We start from the raw sequence: 17,883 nt of genomic DNA on the forward strand, positions 1-17,883 counted from the left end.
ACCTACTCGCTATCGATCTGCGTGAATAAACCCCCAGCAATAGCCCTGCTTAATAAAAGCAGGGCCCCTTGTATAGCGCTGATAATGTCGCTTAAAAGCGCTTAGAGCGCCGCCAAACCGCGAGCCAGATCGGCTTGCAGATCAGCCAGGTCTTCCAGACCGACCGCCACACGGATCAAATTATCGCGAATTCCGGCGTTGGCCCGCTCGACGGGACTCAGACGACCATGGGAAGTGGTCGCCGGGTGGGCGATGGTGGTCTTGGTATCACCGAGGTTGGTGGTGATCGAGATCACCCGCGTGGCATCGATAAAACGCCAGGCCGCCTCTTTGCCACCTTTGACCTCAAAGCTGACCACGGCACCGAAGGCACTCTGTTGGCGCTTGGCCAATTCATGCTGCGGGTGGCTGGGCAAACCGGCGTAGTACACATGCTCGATGCCTGGCTGTTGCTGCAGCCACTGCGCCAGTTGCAGCGCGCTGGCGCAGTGCGCCTGCATGCGGATGCGCAGGGTCTCCAAGCCTTTGAGGAAGATCCAGGCGTTGAACGGGCTGAGTGTCGGCCCGGCGGTCCGCAGAAAGCCCACCACTTCGGTCATCAACTTGGCCGAGCCTGCGACCACGCCGCCCATGCTGCGGCCCTGACCATCGATGTATTTGGTTGCCGAATGCATCACCACGTCGGCACCGAGCTTCAGCGGCTGTTGCAGCGCCGGGGTGCAGAAGCAGTTATCCACCGCCAGCAGTGCGCCCTTGCTGTGGGCGATGTCCGCCAAGGCGGAAATATCCACCAGCTCGGCCAATGGGTTGGACGGCGACTCGACAAACAGCAGCTTGGTGTTGGGCTTGAATGCAGCAGCCCAGCCGTCGAGATCGGCCAACGGTACGTAGTCGACCTGCACGCCGAAGCGCTTGAGGTACTTCTCAAACAGGCTGATGGTCGAACCAAATACGCTGCGCGACACCAATACATGGTCACCGGCGCTACACAAGCTCATAACAATAGCCAGGATCGCCGACATGCCGGATGAGGTCGCCACCGCTTGCTCTGCGCCTTCCAGGGCAGCGATGCGCTCCTCGAAGGCGCGCACCGTGGGGTTGGTGTAACGCGAGTAGACGTTGCCCGGCACTTCACCTGCAAAGCGTGCAGCCGCATCGGCTGCAGTGCGGAATACATAGCTGGAGGTCGGGTAGATCGCCTCGCTGTGCTCACCTTCCGGCGAGCGGTGCTGACCGGCGCGCACTGCCAGGGTATCGAAGCCAACGCCATCGAGGTCGCTGTCCAGCCGCCCGGCATCCCATTCCAGTGTCATGTCGCTACCTCATGATCAAACGTAGCCCGGATGCAATCCGGGAAGTATTGAACAAGCTTCCCCTGGATTGCATCCAGGCTACGGGCTTAGTTGTTGTACAGGTCAATAATCGCGCTGACAGCCTGGGACTTGACCTTCGAGGCATCGTTACGCGCCTGCTCGATCTTCTCCAGGTAAGCCGCGTCGACATCGCCGGTCACGTATTTGCCGTCGAACACCGCGCAATCGAAGTTGTCGATCTTGACCTTCTTGCTGCCACTGACTGCTTCGATCAGGTCCGGCAGGTCCTGGTAGATCAGCCAGTCGGCGCCGATCAGCTCGCAGACTTCCTCAGTGGTACGCCCGTGCGCAATCAACTCATGGGCACTGGGCATGTCGATACCGTAAACGTTCGGGTAACGCACCGCCGGCGCCGCCGAGCAGAAGTACACGTTCTTCGCTCCGGCCTCGCGGGCCATCTGGATGATCTGTTTGCAGGTGGTGCCGCGCACGATGGAGTCGTCCACCAGCATGACGTTCTTGCCGCGAAATTCCAGCTCGATGGCATTGAGCTTCTGTCGTACGGATTTCTTGCGCGCGGCCTGGCCCGGCATGATAAAGGTGCGGCCGATGTAACGGTTTTTGACGAAACCTTCGCGGAACTTCACTCCCAGGTGGTTGGCCAGTTCCAGTGCTGCGGTACGGCTGGTATCCGGAATCGGGATGACTACATCGATGTCATGCTGCGGACGTTCACGCAGTATTTTATCGGCGAGCTTTTCGCCCATGCGCAGGCGCGCCTTGTACACCGAGATGCCATCCATGATCGAATCCGGGCGCGCCAGATAGACGTGCTCGAAGATGCACGGCGCGTACTTCGGGTTCGCCGCGCACTGGCGGGTAAATAGCTTGCCTTCCTCGGTGATGTACACCGCTTCGCCCGGCGCCAGATCACGAATCAGGGTGAAACCGAGCACGTCGAGGGACACGCTCTCCGAGGCGATCATATATTCCACGCCTTCGTCGGTGTGACGCTGACCGAAGACGATCGGGCGGATACCGTTGGGGTCGCGGAAGCCGACGATGCCGTAACCGGTGATCATCGCGACTACCGCGTAACCGCCGATGCAACGCTCATGTACCTGGCTGACCGCAGCGAAGATATCTTCCTCGGTCGGCTGCAGCTTGCCGCGCTGGGCCAGCTCGTGAGCGAATACGTTGAGCAGCACTTCCGAATCGGAGTTGGTGTTGACGTGACGCAGGTCTGACTCGTAGATCTCTTTGGCCAGCTGCTCGACGTTGGTCAAGTTGCCGTTATGCGCCAGGGTGATGCCATACGGCGAGTTGACGTAGAAGGGCTGCGCCTCGGCCGAGCTGGAGCTGCCCGCCGTCGGGTAGCGCACGTGGCCGATGCCCATATGGCCGACCAGGCGCTGCATGTGGCGCTGTTGAAACACGTCACGCACCAGGCCGTTGTCCTTGCGCAGGAACAGGCGGCCATCATGGCTGGTGACAATACCGGCAGCATCCTGGCCGCGGTGCTGGAGGACGGTGAGCCCGTCATACAGCGCCTGATTGACGTTCGATTTACCGACGATACCGACAATGCCGCACATGTGACGCAACCCCTACTCAATGAAACACGATGATTCGCAATGCACTTACGGCAGTTTAGGCTGCTGCAGTGCCTCTTTGAACGGTAACTCCACCGGCGCAGTAACGCCGCTGGCCAGCCACTCACTGGACAGACCCAGGATCAGGTTCTTCGACCAATCAGCAACCATCAGAAAATGCGGTACAAGCGCTGATTCCTGCCACCAGCTGTCTTGCTGCACTGGCGCCAGGCTGATCAGACCAACCAGCACCACCACCAGCAGGCCACCGCGCGCCGCGCCGAAGACCATGCCGAGAAAACGATCGGTCCCCGACAGCCCGGTCACCCGAATCAATTCACCAATCAGGTAATTGACCAGGGCTCCGACCAACAGGGTGACCACAAATAGAATCGCGCAACCTGCAATTACGCGCGCCGAAGGCGTTTCGATAAAACCCACCAGGTGCTGCGACAGTGCGCCACCGAACATCCAGGCGACCACGCCAGCAATGATCCAGGTAAGCAATGACAAGGCTTCCTTGACGAAGCCTCGGCTCAGACTGATCAGACTTGAAACGGCGACAACGGCGATAATCGCCCAATCGACCCAGGTGAATGCCACGATGCAGGTTACCGACGAGAAAGGCGCTGCATTTTAGCAGAGCACCTGTGCGAGGCGTAAGCAAAGGATTCGCCAACTGCTGAAATGCCCGGCCCGCCAAGTGGCGGGCCGGGCAGCTTGGCTCAGCCCGCTTCGGGTTGAAAACGCACCACAAAGCCATTGAGCTTGTGCTGACGATTGAGCTGGTCGCGCAGACGATCCGCCTCGGCGCGCTCAATCAGCGGCCCGACAAACACCCGATTCATGCGATCAACGCTGCGGATATAGGCGTTGTAGCCTTGGCTGCGCAGGGTTTTTTGCAGCTTCTGCGCACCGTCGCTACTGGACAGACTGGCCAACTGCACCGACCAACTGATCGGCAGGCTATTGGCATCCAGCTTACTCGGCGCAGGCTGAGGCGGCGTTACCACAGGCTTAGGCGCGGCCACTGGCGTCGTTGAGGTGATTGGCGCAGCCGGCTGCTCACTCACAACAGGCTCGCTTGGCGCCAGACTTTGCGCAGCTTCGGCGCCAATCGGCTCGTCGGACAATAACTGCGGCTCAGGCACGGCCACCGGCTGCAATTCGAACTCAGGGGCCTCAGGGGCCACTGGCATTGCCGGTGCATCGACCTGAACCCGCTGCGACTCATCTTCACGCGACAGCAGCATCGGCAGGAAAATCACTGCCAGCGCCAGCAATACCAGCGCACCCACCATGCGCTGTTTCAATCCCTTATCCAGCAAAGCCATCCTGCACGCCCCCATTGGCTTGGCGGGCCAGCCAATCCAGGGCCTCGGCCACGCAGTAGAAAGATCCAAACAACAGCACTTCATCGCCATCCGAAGCCTGCTCACACTGAGCCTCAAGCGCTGCCTGCACACTGGCATAAGCGGCGACTTGCGCACCACTGTTATGCAGATGCGCCTGCAACTCGGCGGCAGCACGGGTGCGACTGGTCGGTAAAGCCGTCACCGCCCAACTGTCCACCTCGCTTAACAAAGGCGCCACCACACCGGGCAGGTCCTTGTCAGCCAGCAAACCAAACACGGCCAGGCGCTTGCCTGACAACGCCCGGCTAGCCAGGCGTTGTGCAAGGTACTCGGCAGCATGGGGATTATGCCCAACATCAAGCAGCAGCGTGAGTGACTTACCCTGCCAATTGAGCATTCTGCGATCCAGCCGCCCGGTCACTCGCGTCTGCTGCAGTGCCTGACTGATCAACTCGGGCTGCCAGGGCAATTGCATCACCGCATACGCCTGCAGAGCCAGGGCAGCGTTTTCCATGGGCAGATCAAGCAGTGGCAAGTGCGCCAGGCGCAGCACCTCACCCTGATGATTGAGGCCGGACCAGGACCAACCCTGCGCATTAATGCTCAGGTCATAGTCACGACCACGCAGGAAGAATGGAGCGTCGAGCAGCGCCACCTGATCAAGCAGAGGCTGCGGCGGCTCAAGATCACCACACAAAGCAGGCTTGCCGGCGCGGAAAATACCGGCCTTCTCGAAGGCAACCGACTCACGGGTATCACCCAGCCAGTCGGCATGATCGATGCCGATACTGGTGACCAGGGCGATGTCGGCATCTAGCAGATTGACCGCATCCAGCCGACCACCAAGGCCGACTTCCAACACCAGAGCATCCAGACCAGCCTGCTGAAACAGCCAGAACGCTGCCAAAGTGCCCATTTCGAAATAGGTCAGCGAGGTGTCGCCGCGCGCGGCCTCGACTACGGCGAAGGCCTCACAGAGCATAGCATCAGTGGCTTCAACGCCCGCGACCTGCACCCGCTCGTTGTAACGCAGCAGATGCGGCGAGCTGTAAACACCAACCTTGAGCCCCTGCCCTTGCAGCAGCGAGGCAATAAACGCACAAGTCGAACCCTTGCCGTTGGTCCCGGTGACGGTAATCACCTGCGGCGCCAACGTGGCCAGGCCAAGGCGCTGCAGCACTACCCGGGGACGCTCCAGCCCCATATCAATGGCGCTGGGGTGCAGTTGTTCCAGATAGCTCAGCCAGTCGGCAAGGGAGCGCTCGGTCATGCAGTCGCCGGCAAGGCTACAGGCGACGGCAGCCCCATAAACTGGGCCAGCAAACGCGCCAGGCGCGGACGCAGTTCGGCGCGGTGAATGATCATGTCGATGGCGCCGTGCTCCAGCAGGAACTCACTGCGCTGGAAGCCTTCCGGCAGTTTCTCGCGCACGGTTTGCTCAATTACGCGTGGGCCAGCAAAACCGATCAATGCACGAGGCTCGGCGACAATCACATCACCGAGCATAGCCAGGCTGGCAGATACGCCGCCGTATACCGGGTCGGTCAGCACAGAAATAAACGGAATGCCTTCTTCACGCAGACGCGCCAGCACAGCCGACGTTTTGGCCATCTGCATCAGCGAGATCAGCGCTTCCTGCATCCGCGCACCACCGGATGCAGAGAAGCACACCAGCGGGCAACGCTGCTCCAGGGCGGCATTGGCGGCGCGCACAAAGCGCTCACCGACAATCGCGCCCATCGAACCGCCCATAAAAGAGAACTCGAAGGCGCAGGTCACAATCGGCATGCCTTCCAGGGTGCCGCGAATGGCCACCAGAGCATCTTTCTCACCGGTCTGCTTCTGCGCACCTGTGAGGCGGTCCTTGTACTTTTTGCTGTCGCGGAATTTCAGGCGATCAACCGGCTCAAGATCGGCACCCAGCTCTTCACGTCCTTCCGCATCAAGGAAGATATCCAGGCGCGAGCGGGCATCGATACGCATGTGGTGATTGCACTTGAGGCAAACATCCAGGGTCTTCTCCAGTTCAGGCTTGTACAGCACCGAATCGCAAGACGGGCATTTGTGCCACAGGCCCTCGGGCACCGAACTCTTTTTGACCTCGGAACGCATGATCGATGGGATCAGTTTGTCTACCAACCAGTTGCTCATGCTCTTGACTCTCCAAAGCTGTTAACCGGAGGGGCTGCGCTAAATGCGACCAGGCCTATCCGGAAAAATTCATAGGTACAGTCGTTTCAGGGGCCGGCGCACTGCTACCAACTCTCACGCACCCGCCGCCTCGAACGACCGCCTGCAGCGTTTATCCAACCTGCAACAGGGTTATGGACGGCAAAGGCCGCAGCGCCGTCACATCAACCAAGCGCCTCAAGCAGCCTTTACTGCCTGCATAAAAGCACGAATCTTCTCCATATCCTTGATGCCCTTGGCCATTTCCACACCACCACTGACATCCACGGCATAGGGGCGCACCTGGGCGATGGCCTGCGCGACGTTCTCAGCCGTCAGACCGCCGGCCAGAATCACCGGTTTGCTCAAGTCTTGTGGCACCAGCGACCAATCGAATGCCTCGCCCGTGCCACCCGGAATACCAGGGACATAGGTGTCCAGCAGTACACCGCTGGCATTCCTGTACAGCGCCACCTGCGCGGCAATGTCATCACCTGGCTTGACCCGCAGCGCCTTGATATAAGGCCGGTGGTAGCCATCACAGTCTTCAGGGTTCTCGTCGCCATGGAACTGCAGCAGATCAAGCGGCACTGCATCGAGAATCTCGCCCAGCTCACAGCGACTGACATCGACAAACAGGCCCACCGTGGTCACAAAAGGCGGCAAAGCGGCAATGATCGCCCTCGCTTGCTGAACCGTAACGGCACGCGGGCTCTTGGCATAGAACACCAGGCCAATCGCATCAGCGCCCGCTTCGACAGCCGACAATGCGTCTTCTATGCGGGTAATCCCACAAATCTTGCTGCGAACGACTGACAACGGGATGACCTCAAGAAATTCGACCAGAGCCGGATGCTAACAAATAGCCTTTCAGGCGTCAGCCGCCACATCGGGCAAGCCGGAAAGAAAGTGTGGCCCCAGATAGCGCTTAGGCAAGTCGAATTCCTCGGGGTAATCGACCTGAACCAGGTACAAGCCATAGGGATGGGCAGTCACTCCGCCCGTACGCCGCACGCGGGTTTCCAGCACTTCCTGCGCCCACTCAACCGGCCGCTCGCCCGCCCCTATGGTCATCAGCACCCCGGCGATATTACGCACCATGTGATGCAGGAAGGCGTTGGCGCGAATATCCAGCACGATAAACCGCCCGTACTGCAGCAACTCCAGGTGATGCACAGTCTTGATCGGCGACTTAGCCTGGCACTGACGCGCGCGAAAGGCACTGAAATCATGGGTGCCAATAAATGCACGGGACGCCTGACGCATGCGCTCGACATCCAGTGGCCGATGGTTCCAGGTCACTTCTTCAGCCATATGCGCCGGGCGAATCTGATCGTTATAAATCACATAACGGTAGCGCCGCGCTTGAGCGCAAAAACGCGCATCAAAGTGCGCTGGCATGGACTTGGCCCAGGTCACGCTTATATCACCGGGCAGGTTCATATTCGCGCCCATAACCCAGGCATGCATGGAACGCTCGACCGGCGTATTGAAATGCACCACCTGGGCACTGGCATGCACCAGCGCATCGGTACGCCCGGCGCAACTCAAGGTAACGGGAACACCGCCAGCGACTTTCGCCAGAGCTTTTTCCAGCGATTCCTGGATTGAAGGCACGCCGGCACGCTGGCGCTGAAAACCGCGATAGCGCGAACCTTTGTACTCGACACCCAGGGCTATCTTGAAAACGCCAACGGCAGCCGATTCGGCTGCCGTTGTAGTAAGACCATCAGACATGTATCAGACCAATTTAGCGATCAGCTCACGCGCTTCATTTTGCTGACCTTCGTTACCTTCGGTGATGACTTCATCGAGGATATCGCGAGCACCTTCGGCATCCCCCATGTCGATGTAGGCGCGAGCCAGATCGAGCTTGGTTGCCGTCTCGTCGGTACCCGAGAGGAAGTCGAAGTCATCGTCATTATCCAGGCTGGGCGAGGCGGCACCTGCTGGCGCCCCCAGATCAGCAGGCTGATCCAGATCCTCAGACAGAATATCCAGCTCAGCGCTGACTTCATCCAGTTGAGCCGCGAAACTGTCACTCGATGGCGGCGCAGGCGCCTCATCATTCAGCGCCAGATCAAAATCAGCCGACAGATCAAAGTCGCCACCCGCTTGCTCATCCGGCAGGTCAAAACTTGACTCAGCCACGACCGGCGCGGCACTTGGCTCATCATCCAGGCTCAGCAGGAAGTCATCTTCAGCAGCTGCCGCAGGCTTGGCAGGCTCATCCAGATCTAGGCTGAAATCAGCCAGGTCGCCGCCTAGATCGAGATCGTTATCATCGCCATCAGGCAGGCTCAGATCAAAACCCAGATCGTCGTCCTTGTTATTGGCTTGCTCAACGGGCGAGCTGAAATCCAGGTCGCTATCCAGCGACAGGCTGTCCAGATCATCCAGGGACGCATTGTTACCGGCAGCCTGCAAACCACGATCCAGCTCGGACTCAAGGTCATCCAGGCTCAGATCGAATGCATCGTCTTGATCGCCGGTGACGGCGTTCGGGCTCGGCTCGTCCAGGGCCAGATCGTCCAGGCTAAAGCTATCCAGGCTTTCTTCAGCGGCGGCAGCAGCAAAACCGGCGCCGGCAACAACTGCCATGGCAGGGTAGCGGGCGTTGATCTGATCAAGCTCAGCAGCACTGCCGCCGATCTCGCGCAATTCGTTGTCCTGACGGGCAAAACCATTGCGGTCACCCATCTCGGCATAGACTTCCATTAACTTCAGGCGCAGATCACTGCGCTGCGGCTCATCGTTGATGGCCCCTTGCAGCAGTTCAGCAGCCTGAGGGAAGCGGCCATAGGCGATGTAGATATCCGCTTCGCCCAGCGCATCACCGGTTTGCGCAGTCACACGCTCTTCGTTCGGCAGGTCGCTTTGCTGACCATCCAGGTCATCCGCCATACCGGCAAAGCTGTCCTCCGACAGATCCAGGCCAGCGCCCAGATCGGACGAGCCATCATCGGCGGCCAGGCTTTCCTGTAATTCGGCTTCTTTCAGGGCATTGCGGCGCGACAGCATCATCAGCGCCACCAGCAATATCAGCAGCGCACCACCGCCTGCGGCGCCCAGCAACATCGGGCTGGCCAACAAGTCATCAAGGGTGCTGCTTTCAGCAGGTGGTTCGGCCACTACCGGCGCTTCGACAACCGGCGCAGCAGGTATTGCCGGAGCAGGCTCAGGCGCGGCAATAGGTGCCGGTTCAGGTACCGCTACTGGCGCAACGGCTTCTGGCTGAGCGGCAGGCTCTTCGCTGTAATTAAAATCCGTCTCGCCAGTTGTGGCAGGTACTACAGGAGTAGCAGCAGCTGGCTCTTGCGGCGCAGCCTCAGGAGCTGGCTCAGCTGGAGCAACCGGGGCTTCAGCTACAGGGGCTGCTGGGACGGCAGGCGCAACAGCTGGAGCCTGGCCTTGCGCAGCGAGATCAGCCTGCAGCTTGGCCATCTGGTCGTCTTTCAACTGGATCAGGCGCTGCAGCTTGTCGAGCTGGCTCTGCAGGTCCGTCATACGGCCTTTCAGCTCATCGTTTTCACGACGGCTGGAGTCCAGGCTTTCCTGGGTCACAGCCAATTTGTCAGTCAGCGCTTTGCTGTCGGCTGCACCTTTGTCACTGCCGGCGGTAGCTTTACCGCTATCAGCAGCAACCAGCTTCAGGCTATCACCCGCCTCAACCTTGGCCGGAGTTGCTGCGGCGCTGGTGCGCTTAGTGGCATCCAGTTGACGCGCGCTGGCGGCAACACTGCGCCCTTCACGCCAAGCGGCGTTCTGCTCGGCAACCTGAGCGATGGCCTCGCCCTGTGCGCGGCTCTTGACCTGCTGTGCATCCGGCAGGCGCAGCACCTGACCCTTCTTCAGGCGGTTGATGTTGCCGTCGATAAAGGCATCCGGGTTCAGATCCTGGATCGCCAACATGGCTTGATGCACGCTACCGCCAGCACGCGCACGCTGGGCAATTTCCCAGAGCGTGTCGTTGGCAGTGGTTTTGTATTCATTGCCTTCCAGCGGCTTGGGCTTGGCGGCTGGAGCGGCGGGCGCAGCTGGGGCTGCTGGTTGAGCTGCAGCAGTTACTGGGCGCGGGGCAGGAGCTGGAGTTTGTGCACGTGGTGCCGGAGCCGGTGCAGCTACAGGCAGTCGTGCAGCAGCAGGCGTGACACTTTGCGGGGTATACAGCGGTGGATCGAGCAGCAGGGTGTATTCACGTAGCAAACGGCCATTCGGCCAGAGCACTTCAACCAGGAAATTCAGGTAAGGCTCACGCATGGGTTTGTTAGAGGTCACCCGAATGACGCTTTTGCCATTGGGTTTGAGTACCGGGGTGAATTTCAGGTCAGTCAGGAAGAACTGACGATCAACGCCGGCTTTAGTGAATGCTTCCGGGGACGCCAAGGTCGGTATAACTTCATTGGAAGCCAGATCACGCACCTCCAGCAACTCAATCTCAGCTACCAACGGCTGATTGAGCGCCGATTGCAGGGTCACTTCACCCAGCCCCAGCGCGTGCGCCATACCGGATGACAGCGCCGAAGCAGCTGCGATTGCCAGCACCAGTTTGCGAACCCGAACCATAGCGTTATCCCTTGTTTTATCTTTTTTTCTCGACCAGCGAGAGGATGTTGAACATTGCTGCCTGCTACGTCCAAAGACGCAACCCCATTCAGCAATCAACTCAGCCAGTATTGCCAAGCTCGAAAGATTCTTCAAATTTCTAGGTAAGTATCTTTTACAGATAGTGTTTTATCAACAACTCGGCTAATTGCACAGCATTTAGCGCCGCGCCTTTTCTCACGTTATCAGACGTAATCCACAAATTGAGTTCGGCTGGATCACTCAAACCTGCGCGCACTCGGCCAACATAGACCACATCCTGGCCGACGGCGTCGCCAACGGCAGTTGGATAATCATCCAATTCCACCAACTCCAAGGCCGGAGCAGTATCCAGCGCGGCATACACGCTTTTAAGGTCGATGGCCGCTTCGGTTTGTAGCGAAACGCTCAGACTGTCGCCAAAAAACACCGGAACCTGAATACAGGTCACCGCAACCTGCAACTCAGGCAACCCCAGCAACTCTTTGAGCTCAGCGGCAATCTGCCGCTCCAGCGCTGCGTGCCCTGCACTATCGGTCTGCTCAACCTGCGCCAGCAGATTAAAGGCCATTTGCCGATCAAACAGCTGCGGCTCGAACGCACGGCCATTGAGCAGCTCGGCGGTCTGTCGCGCCAACTCGGAGACGCCTTTACGCCCGCGACTGGAGACAGCCAGACAGGCCGTCACACTCACCCGGCGAATGCTGACTTGCTCAGGCAACGCCGCCAGCACTGCAGCAAGCGCAATACCCGGAGCACTTGGGCTGGTCAGCAGATAGGGCGCGGTCAGGCTTGCCAATACGGCCGGGTTAACCTCAGGGATCACCCGTGGCGCTTGCGCAGCGGGCAAACCGCTGGCCAGATCAATCACCGCGCAGCCTGCCGCAGCGGCTTGCGCCGCGTACTTTTGCGTCACCTTGCTGCCGGCAGCCAAGAACACCAGCCGCACACTGGCAAAGTCGAAGGTTTCCAGGTCACGTACGCGCAGGTTCTTGCCCTTGTAGGACAACGAGCGCCCGGCCGACTCGCCACTGGCCACCAGATGCAGATTAGCCACTGGGAACTCGCGCTCTTCCAGCAGCTGCACCAGGGTTTCGCCAACGCTGCCGGTGGCGCCAATTACGGCAATATCAAAGGTACGGGTCATGACAAGGCTCGAAGAAATAAGCCCAGCACTGTATAGCTGCACCCGCCAAATGCAAAGAAGCGGACTGCTGAGCGCTCGATTTGACTCGAACACCCAACAGCCCGCCCCTTTTGAACAGCCTGTTTGCGTATCAGCGCAGCGCGGTTAACGCTCCAGCAGGATGCGCAGCATACGCCGCAACGGCTCAGCCGCACCCCACAGCAGTTGGTCACCGACGGTGAACGCACCGAGGTACTGCGAACCCATATTGAGTTTGCGCAGACGACCGACTGGCACGCTCAGGGTGCCCGTTACAGCCGTCGGACCCAGCTCGCGAATGCTCGCTTCGCGCTGGTTTGGCACCAGCTTGACCCAGGGGTTGTGCTGGCTGATCAGGCCTTCGATGTCCGATAGCGGCACATCCTTGTTCAGTTTGATGGTCAGCGCCTGGCTGTGGCAACGCATGGCGCCGATGCGCACACACAGGCCGTCGACCGGGATCGGGTTCTTGAAGCGACCGAGAATCTTGTTGGTTTCCGCCTGGCCCTTCCACTCTTCACGGCTCTGACCGTTCGGCAGTTCCTTGTCGATGTAGGGAATCAGGCTGCCGGCCAGCGGTACGCCGAAGTTGTCGACCGGGAAGGACTCGCCGCGCATGGCTTCAGCCACTTTGCGGTCAATATCGAGGATGGCACTGGCCGGATCAGCCAGTTCATCAGCCACCGAGGCGTTGATCGCGCCCATCTGCTTGATCAACTCACGCATATTCTGCGCACCCGCGCCGGAAGCCGCCTGATAGGTCATGGCGCTCATCCATTCGACCAGGCCGGCTTCGTAAAGACCGCCCAGGGCCATCAGCATCAGGCTGACGGTGCAGTTGCCGCCGATGTAGTTCTTGGTGCCGGCATCCAGCTGCTGATCGATCACCTTGCGGTTGACGGGATCGAGCACGATGACTGAGCTGTCGTCCATGCGCAGCGACGAGGCGGCATCGATCCAGTAGCCCTGCCAGCCGGCTTCGCGCAGCTTGGGGAAGACTTCGCTGGTGTAGTCGCCGCCCTGGCAGGTCAGAATCACGTCGAGGCTTTTCAGCTCGTCAATGCTGTAGGCGTCCTTCAAAGGCGCCGTTTCCTTGCCAATCGCAGGACCCTGGCCGCCGACATTGGAGGTGGTGAAGAACACCGGCTCGATCAAGTCGAAATCCTGCTCTTCCAGCATGCGTTGCATCAGCACGGAACCGACCATACCGCGCCAACCGATCAGACCTACACGTTTCATAACCACTACACCTTTATAAACAGCCCACCGGACAACCCCAGCGGGGCTGGAAGATTACAGACTACGCAGCGCGGAGGCCACCGCATCACCCATTGCAGCGGTGCCGACCTTGGTCGTACCCGCGCTATGGATATCACCGGTACGCAGGCCTTGATCCAGCACCTTGCTTACGGCCAGTTCAATGGCATCGGCTGCAGCCGTCTGATTGAAGCTGTAACGCAGCATCATCGACACCGACAGAATGGTCGCCAACGGGTTGGCAATGCCCTGCCCGGCGATATCCGGCGCGCTGCCGTGGCACGGCTCGTACATGCCCTTGTTGTTGGCGTCCAGAGACGCCGACGGCAGCATGCCGATGGAGCCGGTTAGCATCGAGGCTTCATCCGAGAGAATGTCGCCGAACATATTGTCGGTAACCATCACGTCAAACTGCTTGGGCGCGCGCACCAGTTGCATCGCGGCGTTGTCGACGTACATATGGCTCAGTTCGACGTCCGGGTAATCCTTGGCCACTTCAATCACCACGGCGCGCCAGAGTTGGCTGGAGGCCAGCACGTTGGCCTTGTCCACCGAGCAAAGCTTCTTGCCGCGCACACGGGCCATGTCGAAGCCGACGCGGGCGATACGGCGTATTTCACTTTCGCTGTATGGCAGGGTGTCGTAGGCCATGCGCTCGCCGTTTTCCAGCACCTTGCTCTCGCGCGGCTGGCCGAAATAGATGCCGCCGGTCAGCTCACGCACGATCAGAATATCCAGACCGGCAACGATTTCGCGCTTGAGGCTGGAGGCATCGGCCAGTTGTGGATAGAGAATCGCCGGACGCAGGTTGCCAAACAGGCCCAGCTGCGAGCGAATCTTCAACAGGCCGCGCTCTGGACGAATAGCCGGATCAATGGCGTCCCACTTCGGGCCGCCGACGGCGCCGAGCAGAATGGCATCGGCTGCCTTGGCGCGGGCCAGGGTTTCATCCGCCAGCGGTACGCCGTAACGGTCGATGGCCGCACCACCGAGGTCATCGAAGCTCAGTTCGAAACCCAGGTTGTACTTGTCGTTGGCCAGCTCCAGCACTTTGACCGCTTCGGCCATGATTTCCGGGCCGATACCGTCGCCGGGGAGAATCAGAATCTGTTTGCTCATTACATCCTCAACACTTGGTTGGGTAGATCGGAACGCGCAGCTTCCATCCACCGAAAGCCACTAGGTGGATGGATAAAGCGTCATCCACCCTACCCTTTCATTTACTTGATTGCGCCGAACAGCCAGGGGCTGCGCTGCTGATAGGTGGTTTCAAAGGTCTTGATCGCCTCGCTGTCCTGCAAGGTCAGGCCGATATCGTCCAGACCGTTGAGCAGGCAATGCTTGCGGAAGGCATCGACCTCAAAGCTGTACTGCACGCCATCCGGGCGGGTCACAGTTTGCGCAGCCAGGTCAACGGTCAGCTGATAACCAACCGTGGCTTCGGCCTGCTCAAACAGAGCACCCACTTCATCTTCCTTGAGGATGATCGGCAGCAAGCCGTTCTTGAAGCTGTTATTGAAGAAAATGTCAGCAAAGCTCGGCGCGATGATCGTGCGGAAGCCGTACTCTTCCAGCGCCCAGGGCGCGTGCTCGCGGGATGAGCCGCAGCCGAAGTTCTCCCGCGCCAGCAGCACGCTTGCGCCCTGATAACGCGCAAAATTCAGCACGAAGTCCTGATTGACCGGGCGCTGAGAGTTGTCCTGATTCGGCTGACCAATATCGTGGTAGCGCCACTCATCGAACAGGTTGGGGCCAAAGCCGGTGCGCTTGATCGACTTTAAGAACTGCTTAGGGATGATTTGGTCGGTGTCGACGTTGGCGCGATCCAAAGGAGCGACCAGGCCGGTGTGTTGAGTAAAAGCTTTCATCGTCAGCTCCTTAGGCCTGGATCAATTCGCGCACATCGATAAAACGACCTGTCACCGCAGCAGCAGCAGCCATCGCCGGGCTGACCAGGTGAGTACGCCCGCCGGCGCCCTGACGCCCTTCGAAGTTGCGGTTGGAAGTAGAGGCGCAATGCTCGCCACTGCCGAGCTTGTCCGGGTTCATCGCCAGGCACATGGAGCAGCCCGGCTCGCGCCACTCAAAGCCGGCTTCGATAAAGATGTGGTGCAGCCCTTCTTGTTCCGCCTGGGCTTTAACCAGCCCGGAGCCTGGCACCACCAGCGCTTGCTTGATGGTGCTGGCGACCTTGCGGCCCTTGGCAACTTCAGCAGCGGCACGCAAGTCTTCGATCCGCGAGTTGGTACAGGAGCCGATAAATACCCGGTCAAGCTGAATATCGGTGATCGCTTGATTGGCTTTGAGGCCCATGTATTTCAGGGCACGAGTGATCGAATCCTTCTTCACCGGGTCACTTTCAACCGCAGGGTCCGGCACGTTCTGATCCACGGCCAACACCATCTCTGGCGAAGTACCCCAGCTGACCTGCGGTTTGATGTCTTCGGCGCGCAGCTCAACCACGGTGTCGAAATGCGCGTCGGCGTCGGACACCAGATCCTGCCACTGCGCCACGGCGGCGGCCCAATCGGCGCCTTTCGGAGCAAACGGACGACCTTCAACATAAGCAATAGTCTTCTCATCCACCGCCACCAGCCCCACGCGGGCGCCAGCTTCGATGGACATATTGCAGATGGTCATGCGCCCTTCCAGGGACAGGTCGCGGATCGCGCTGCCGGCGAACTCCAGCGCGTGGCCATTGCCGCCGGCGGTGCCGATCATGCCGATCACTGCGAGCACGATGTCCTTGGCGGTGACGCCAAACGGCAGCTGGCCTTCGACCAACACCTGCATGTTCTTCATCTTCTTCGCCACCAGGCACTGGGTCGCCAGCACATGCTCGACTTCCGAGGTGCCGATGCCGTGGGCCAGCGCGCCGAAGGCGCCGTGGGTCGAGGTGTGCGAGTCGCCGCAGACCACGGTCATGCCCGGCAAGGTGGCGCCCTGCTCCGGGCCAACGACGTGAACGATGCCCTGACGGATGTCATTCATCTTGAATTCAAGAATGCCGAAGTCATCGCAGTTCTCATCCAGGGTTTGCACCTGAATGCGCGACACTTCATCGGCGATGGCCTCCAGGCCACCCTGACGCTCGGCCTTGGTGGTCGGCACGTTGTGATCCGGGGTGGCGATGTTGGCATCGATGCGCCACGGCTTACGACCGGCCAGACGCAGCCCTTCGAAGGCCTGGGGCGAGGTCACTTCGTGGAGGATATGCCGGTCGATGTAGATCAACGACGAACCATCGTCGCGGCGCTTCACTTCGTGCATTTCCCAGAGCTTGTCGTACAGCGTTTTGCCGGCCATCAGCGGTTCCCTCATCACCTGTTTCTATGCCTGGGGCAAATAGCCCTTTGGCTTATGGGGTAATCCTATGGGCTTGAATTAAATTACTCAAATTCATATTTTTCATCCAAAGGATTCCTCAATGGAATACAAGTAAGCTTAAGCAACGCGCATTGCGCCCCGCCACTGCCAGGAACAGCCCCATGGATCTCGCCACCCTCAATGCCTTTATCGCCATCGCCGAGCTGGGCAGCTTCTCTGAAGCGGCGCAGCGCCTTCATCTGACCCAACCGGCGGTGAGCAAGCGCATCGCCAGCCTAGAGCAGCAGTTGAGTGTGCGCCTGTTTGACCGACTGGGCCGCGAGGTGAGCCTGACCGAAGCCGGCCGCGCCCTGCTGCCGCGCGCTTATCAGATTCTCAATGTGCTCGATGATACGCGCCGTGCACTGACCAACCTGAATGGCGAGATCAGCGGTCGCCTGACCCTGGCCACCAGTCACCATATCGGCCTGCATCGCCTGCCGCCGCTGTTGCGCGCTTTTACCCGGGCGCACCCGCAAGTAGCGCTGGATATCCAGTTTCTCGACTCTGAAGTGGCTTATGAAGAAGTGCTGCATGGTCGCGCCGAGCTGGCGGTGATCACCCTGGCCCCGGAAACCCGTGAGCCGGTGCATGCAGTGGCCGTGTGGGACGACCCGCTGGACTTCGTCGCCGCCCCCGAGCATCCGCTAGCACGTAGTGGTGTGATCAGCCTGGCCGATGTGGCGCATCACCCGGCGGTATTTCCCGGCGGCAACACCTTTACCCACCATATCGTGCGGCGCTTATTCGAAGCCCAAGGGCTGACACCGAATATCGCCATGAGCACCAACTATCTGGAGACCATCAAGATGATGGTCTCCATCGGACTGGCCTGGAGTGTGCTGCCGCGCACCATGCTCGACGAACAGGTGGCGCGCCTACCGTTACCGGGCATCCAGTTGTCCCGCCAGTTGGGCTATATCAGCCACACCGAACGCACCCTTTCGAACGCTGCGCGGGCCTTTATGAACCTGCTGGATGCCCAGCGTGATGGCCTTGCAATGGCCAGGGACTAGGGGCTAACGTGGGTTTATAACGATAAGAAAGGTTTCTGCATGACTCAGCCCAGCTGTTCAGCCCAA

Annotated in this window: 15 protein-coding genes; 1 reads left to right on the top strand and 14 read right to left on the bottom strand. The window is 59.7% G+C overall.

Annotated elements, in window-relative coordinates; translation table 11 throughout:
• Positions 1–101: 101 nt before the first annotated feature.
• The 14 genes from AC0T4W_RS13515 to leuC form a co-directional block, all read right to left on the bottom strand.
• Positions 102–1,313 (bottom strand): O-succinylhomoserine sulfhydrylase, encoded by a 1,212-nt coding sequence (locus AC0T4W_RS13515; RefSeq protein WP_476319662.1) that lies wholly within the window; start codon positions 1,311–1,313, stop codon positions 102–104.
• 86 nt (positions 1,314–1,399) lie between these two features.
• Positions 1,400–2,908, bottom strand: a complete 1,509-nt coding sequence (gene purF, locus AC0T4W_RS13520) for an amidophosphoribosyltransferase (protein WP_476319664.1) — start codon at positions 2,906–2,908, stop codon at positions 1,400–1,402.
• A gap of 45 nt (positions 2,909–2,953) precedes the next feature.
• Positions 2,954–3,508: a CvpA family protein gene (locus AC0T4W_RS13525; protein ID WP_476319667.1), complete on the bottom strand. Its 555-nt coding sequence runs from the start codon at positions 3,506–3,508 to the stop codon at positions 2,954–2,956.
• 122 nt (positions 3,509–3,630) lie between these two features.
• Positions 3,631–4,239, bottom strand: coding sequence for an SPOR domain-containing protein (locus AC0T4W_RS13530; RefSeq protein ID WP_476319669.1), 609 nt, complete (start codon positions 4,237–4,239; stop codon positions 3,631–3,633).
• Positions 4,223–5,530 carry a bifunctional tetrahydrofolate synthase/dihydrofolate synthase gene (gene folC / locus AC0T4W_RS13535; RefSeq protein ID WP_476319671.1) on the bottom strand — a complete coding sequence of 436 codons (1,308 nt, stop codon included), beginning with the start codon at positions 5,528–5,530 and terminating at the stop codon, positions 4,223–4,225. The genes AC0T4W_RS13530 and folC overlap by 17 nt, the downstream gene beginning before the upstream one ends.
• Positions 5,527–6,411, bottom strand: coding sequence for an acetyl-CoA carboxylase, carboxyltransferase subunit beta (gene accD / locus AC0T4W_RS13540; RefSeq protein WP_476319673.1), 885 nt, complete (start codon positions 6,409–6,411; stop codon positions 5,527–5,529). Before accD ends, folC begins: the two co-directional genes overlap by 4 nt.
• A 216-nt stretch (positions 6,412–6,627) precedes the next feature.
• A complete protein-coding gene (locus AC0T4W_RS13545; RefSeq protein WP_476319675.1) occupies positions 6,628–7,248 on the bottom strand; it encodes a phosphoribosylanthranilate isomerase in 621 nt (206 codons plus the stop codon).
• Positions 7,249–7,299: 51 nt separating this feature from the next.
• Complete coding sequence (truA, locus tag AC0T4W_RS13550) at positions 7,300–8,166, bottom strand: tRNA pseudouridine(38-40) synthase TruA (RefSeq protein ID WP_476319677.1); 867 nt, start codon at positions 8,164–8,166, stop codon at positions 7,300–7,302.
• 3 nt (positions 8,167–8,169) lie between these two features.
• The gene (locus tag AC0T4W_RS13555; protein ID WP_476319679.1) at positions 8,170–10,995 is read right to left on the bottom strand and encodes a motility hub landmark protein FimV; all 2,826 of its coding nucleotides are present in this window, start codon (positions 10,993–10,995) and stop codon (positions 8,170–8,172) included.
• A 154-nt stretch (positions 10,996–11,149) separates the two neighbouring features.
• Positions 11,150–12,160 (bottom strand): aspartate-semialdehyde dehydrogenase, encoded by a 1,011-nt coding sequence (locus AC0T4W_RS13560; RefSeq protein ID WP_476319681.1) that lies wholly within the window; start codon positions 12,158–12,160, stop codon positions 11,150–11,152.
• Between the two features lie 144 nt (positions 12,161–12,304).
• Entirely contained in the window at positions 12,305–13,417 is a 1,113-nt protein-coding gene (gene asd, locus AC0T4W_RS13565; RefSeq protein WP_069521323.1) for an aspartate-semialdehyde dehydrogenase, read from the bottom strand.
• A gap of 54 nt (positions 13,418–13,471) precedes the next feature.
• Positions 13,472–14,554, bottom strand: coding sequence for a 3-isopropylmalate dehydrogenase (gene leuB, locus AC0T4W_RS13570; RefSeq protein ID WP_476319684.1), 1,083 nt, complete (start codon positions 14,552–14,554; stop codon positions 13,472–13,474).
• 101 nt (positions 14,555–14,655) lie between these two features.
• The gene (gene leuD / locus AC0T4W_RS13575; protein WP_476319686.1) at positions 14,656–15,303 is read right to left on the bottom strand and encodes a 3-isopropylmalate dehydratase small subunit; all 648 of its coding nucleotides are present in this window, start codon (positions 15,301–15,303) and stop codon (positions 14,656–14,658) included.
• 10 nt (positions 15,304–15,313) lie between these two features.
• Positions 15,314–16,741 carry a 3-isopropylmalate dehydratase large subunit gene (gene leuC / locus AC0T4W_RS13580; RefSeq protein ID WP_476319688.1) on the bottom strand — a complete coding sequence of 476 codons (1,428 nt, stop codon included), beginning with the start codon at positions 16,739–16,741 and terminating at the stop codon, positions 15,314–15,316.
• A gap of 182 nt (positions 16,742–16,923) precedes the next feature.
• Here leuC and AC0T4W_RS13585 point away from each other — a divergent pair, with 182 nt between their 5' ends.
• Positions 16,924–17,817: a LysR family transcriptional regulator gene (locus tag AC0T4W_RS13585; RefSeq protein ID WP_476319690.1), complete on the top strand. Its 894-nt coding sequence runs from the start codon at positions 16,924–16,926 to the stop codon at positions 17,815–17,817.
• The last annotated feature ends 66 nt before the right edge of the window (positions 17,818–17,883 follow it).

Source organism: Pseudomonas sp. C7.1, from assembly GCF_056312395.1.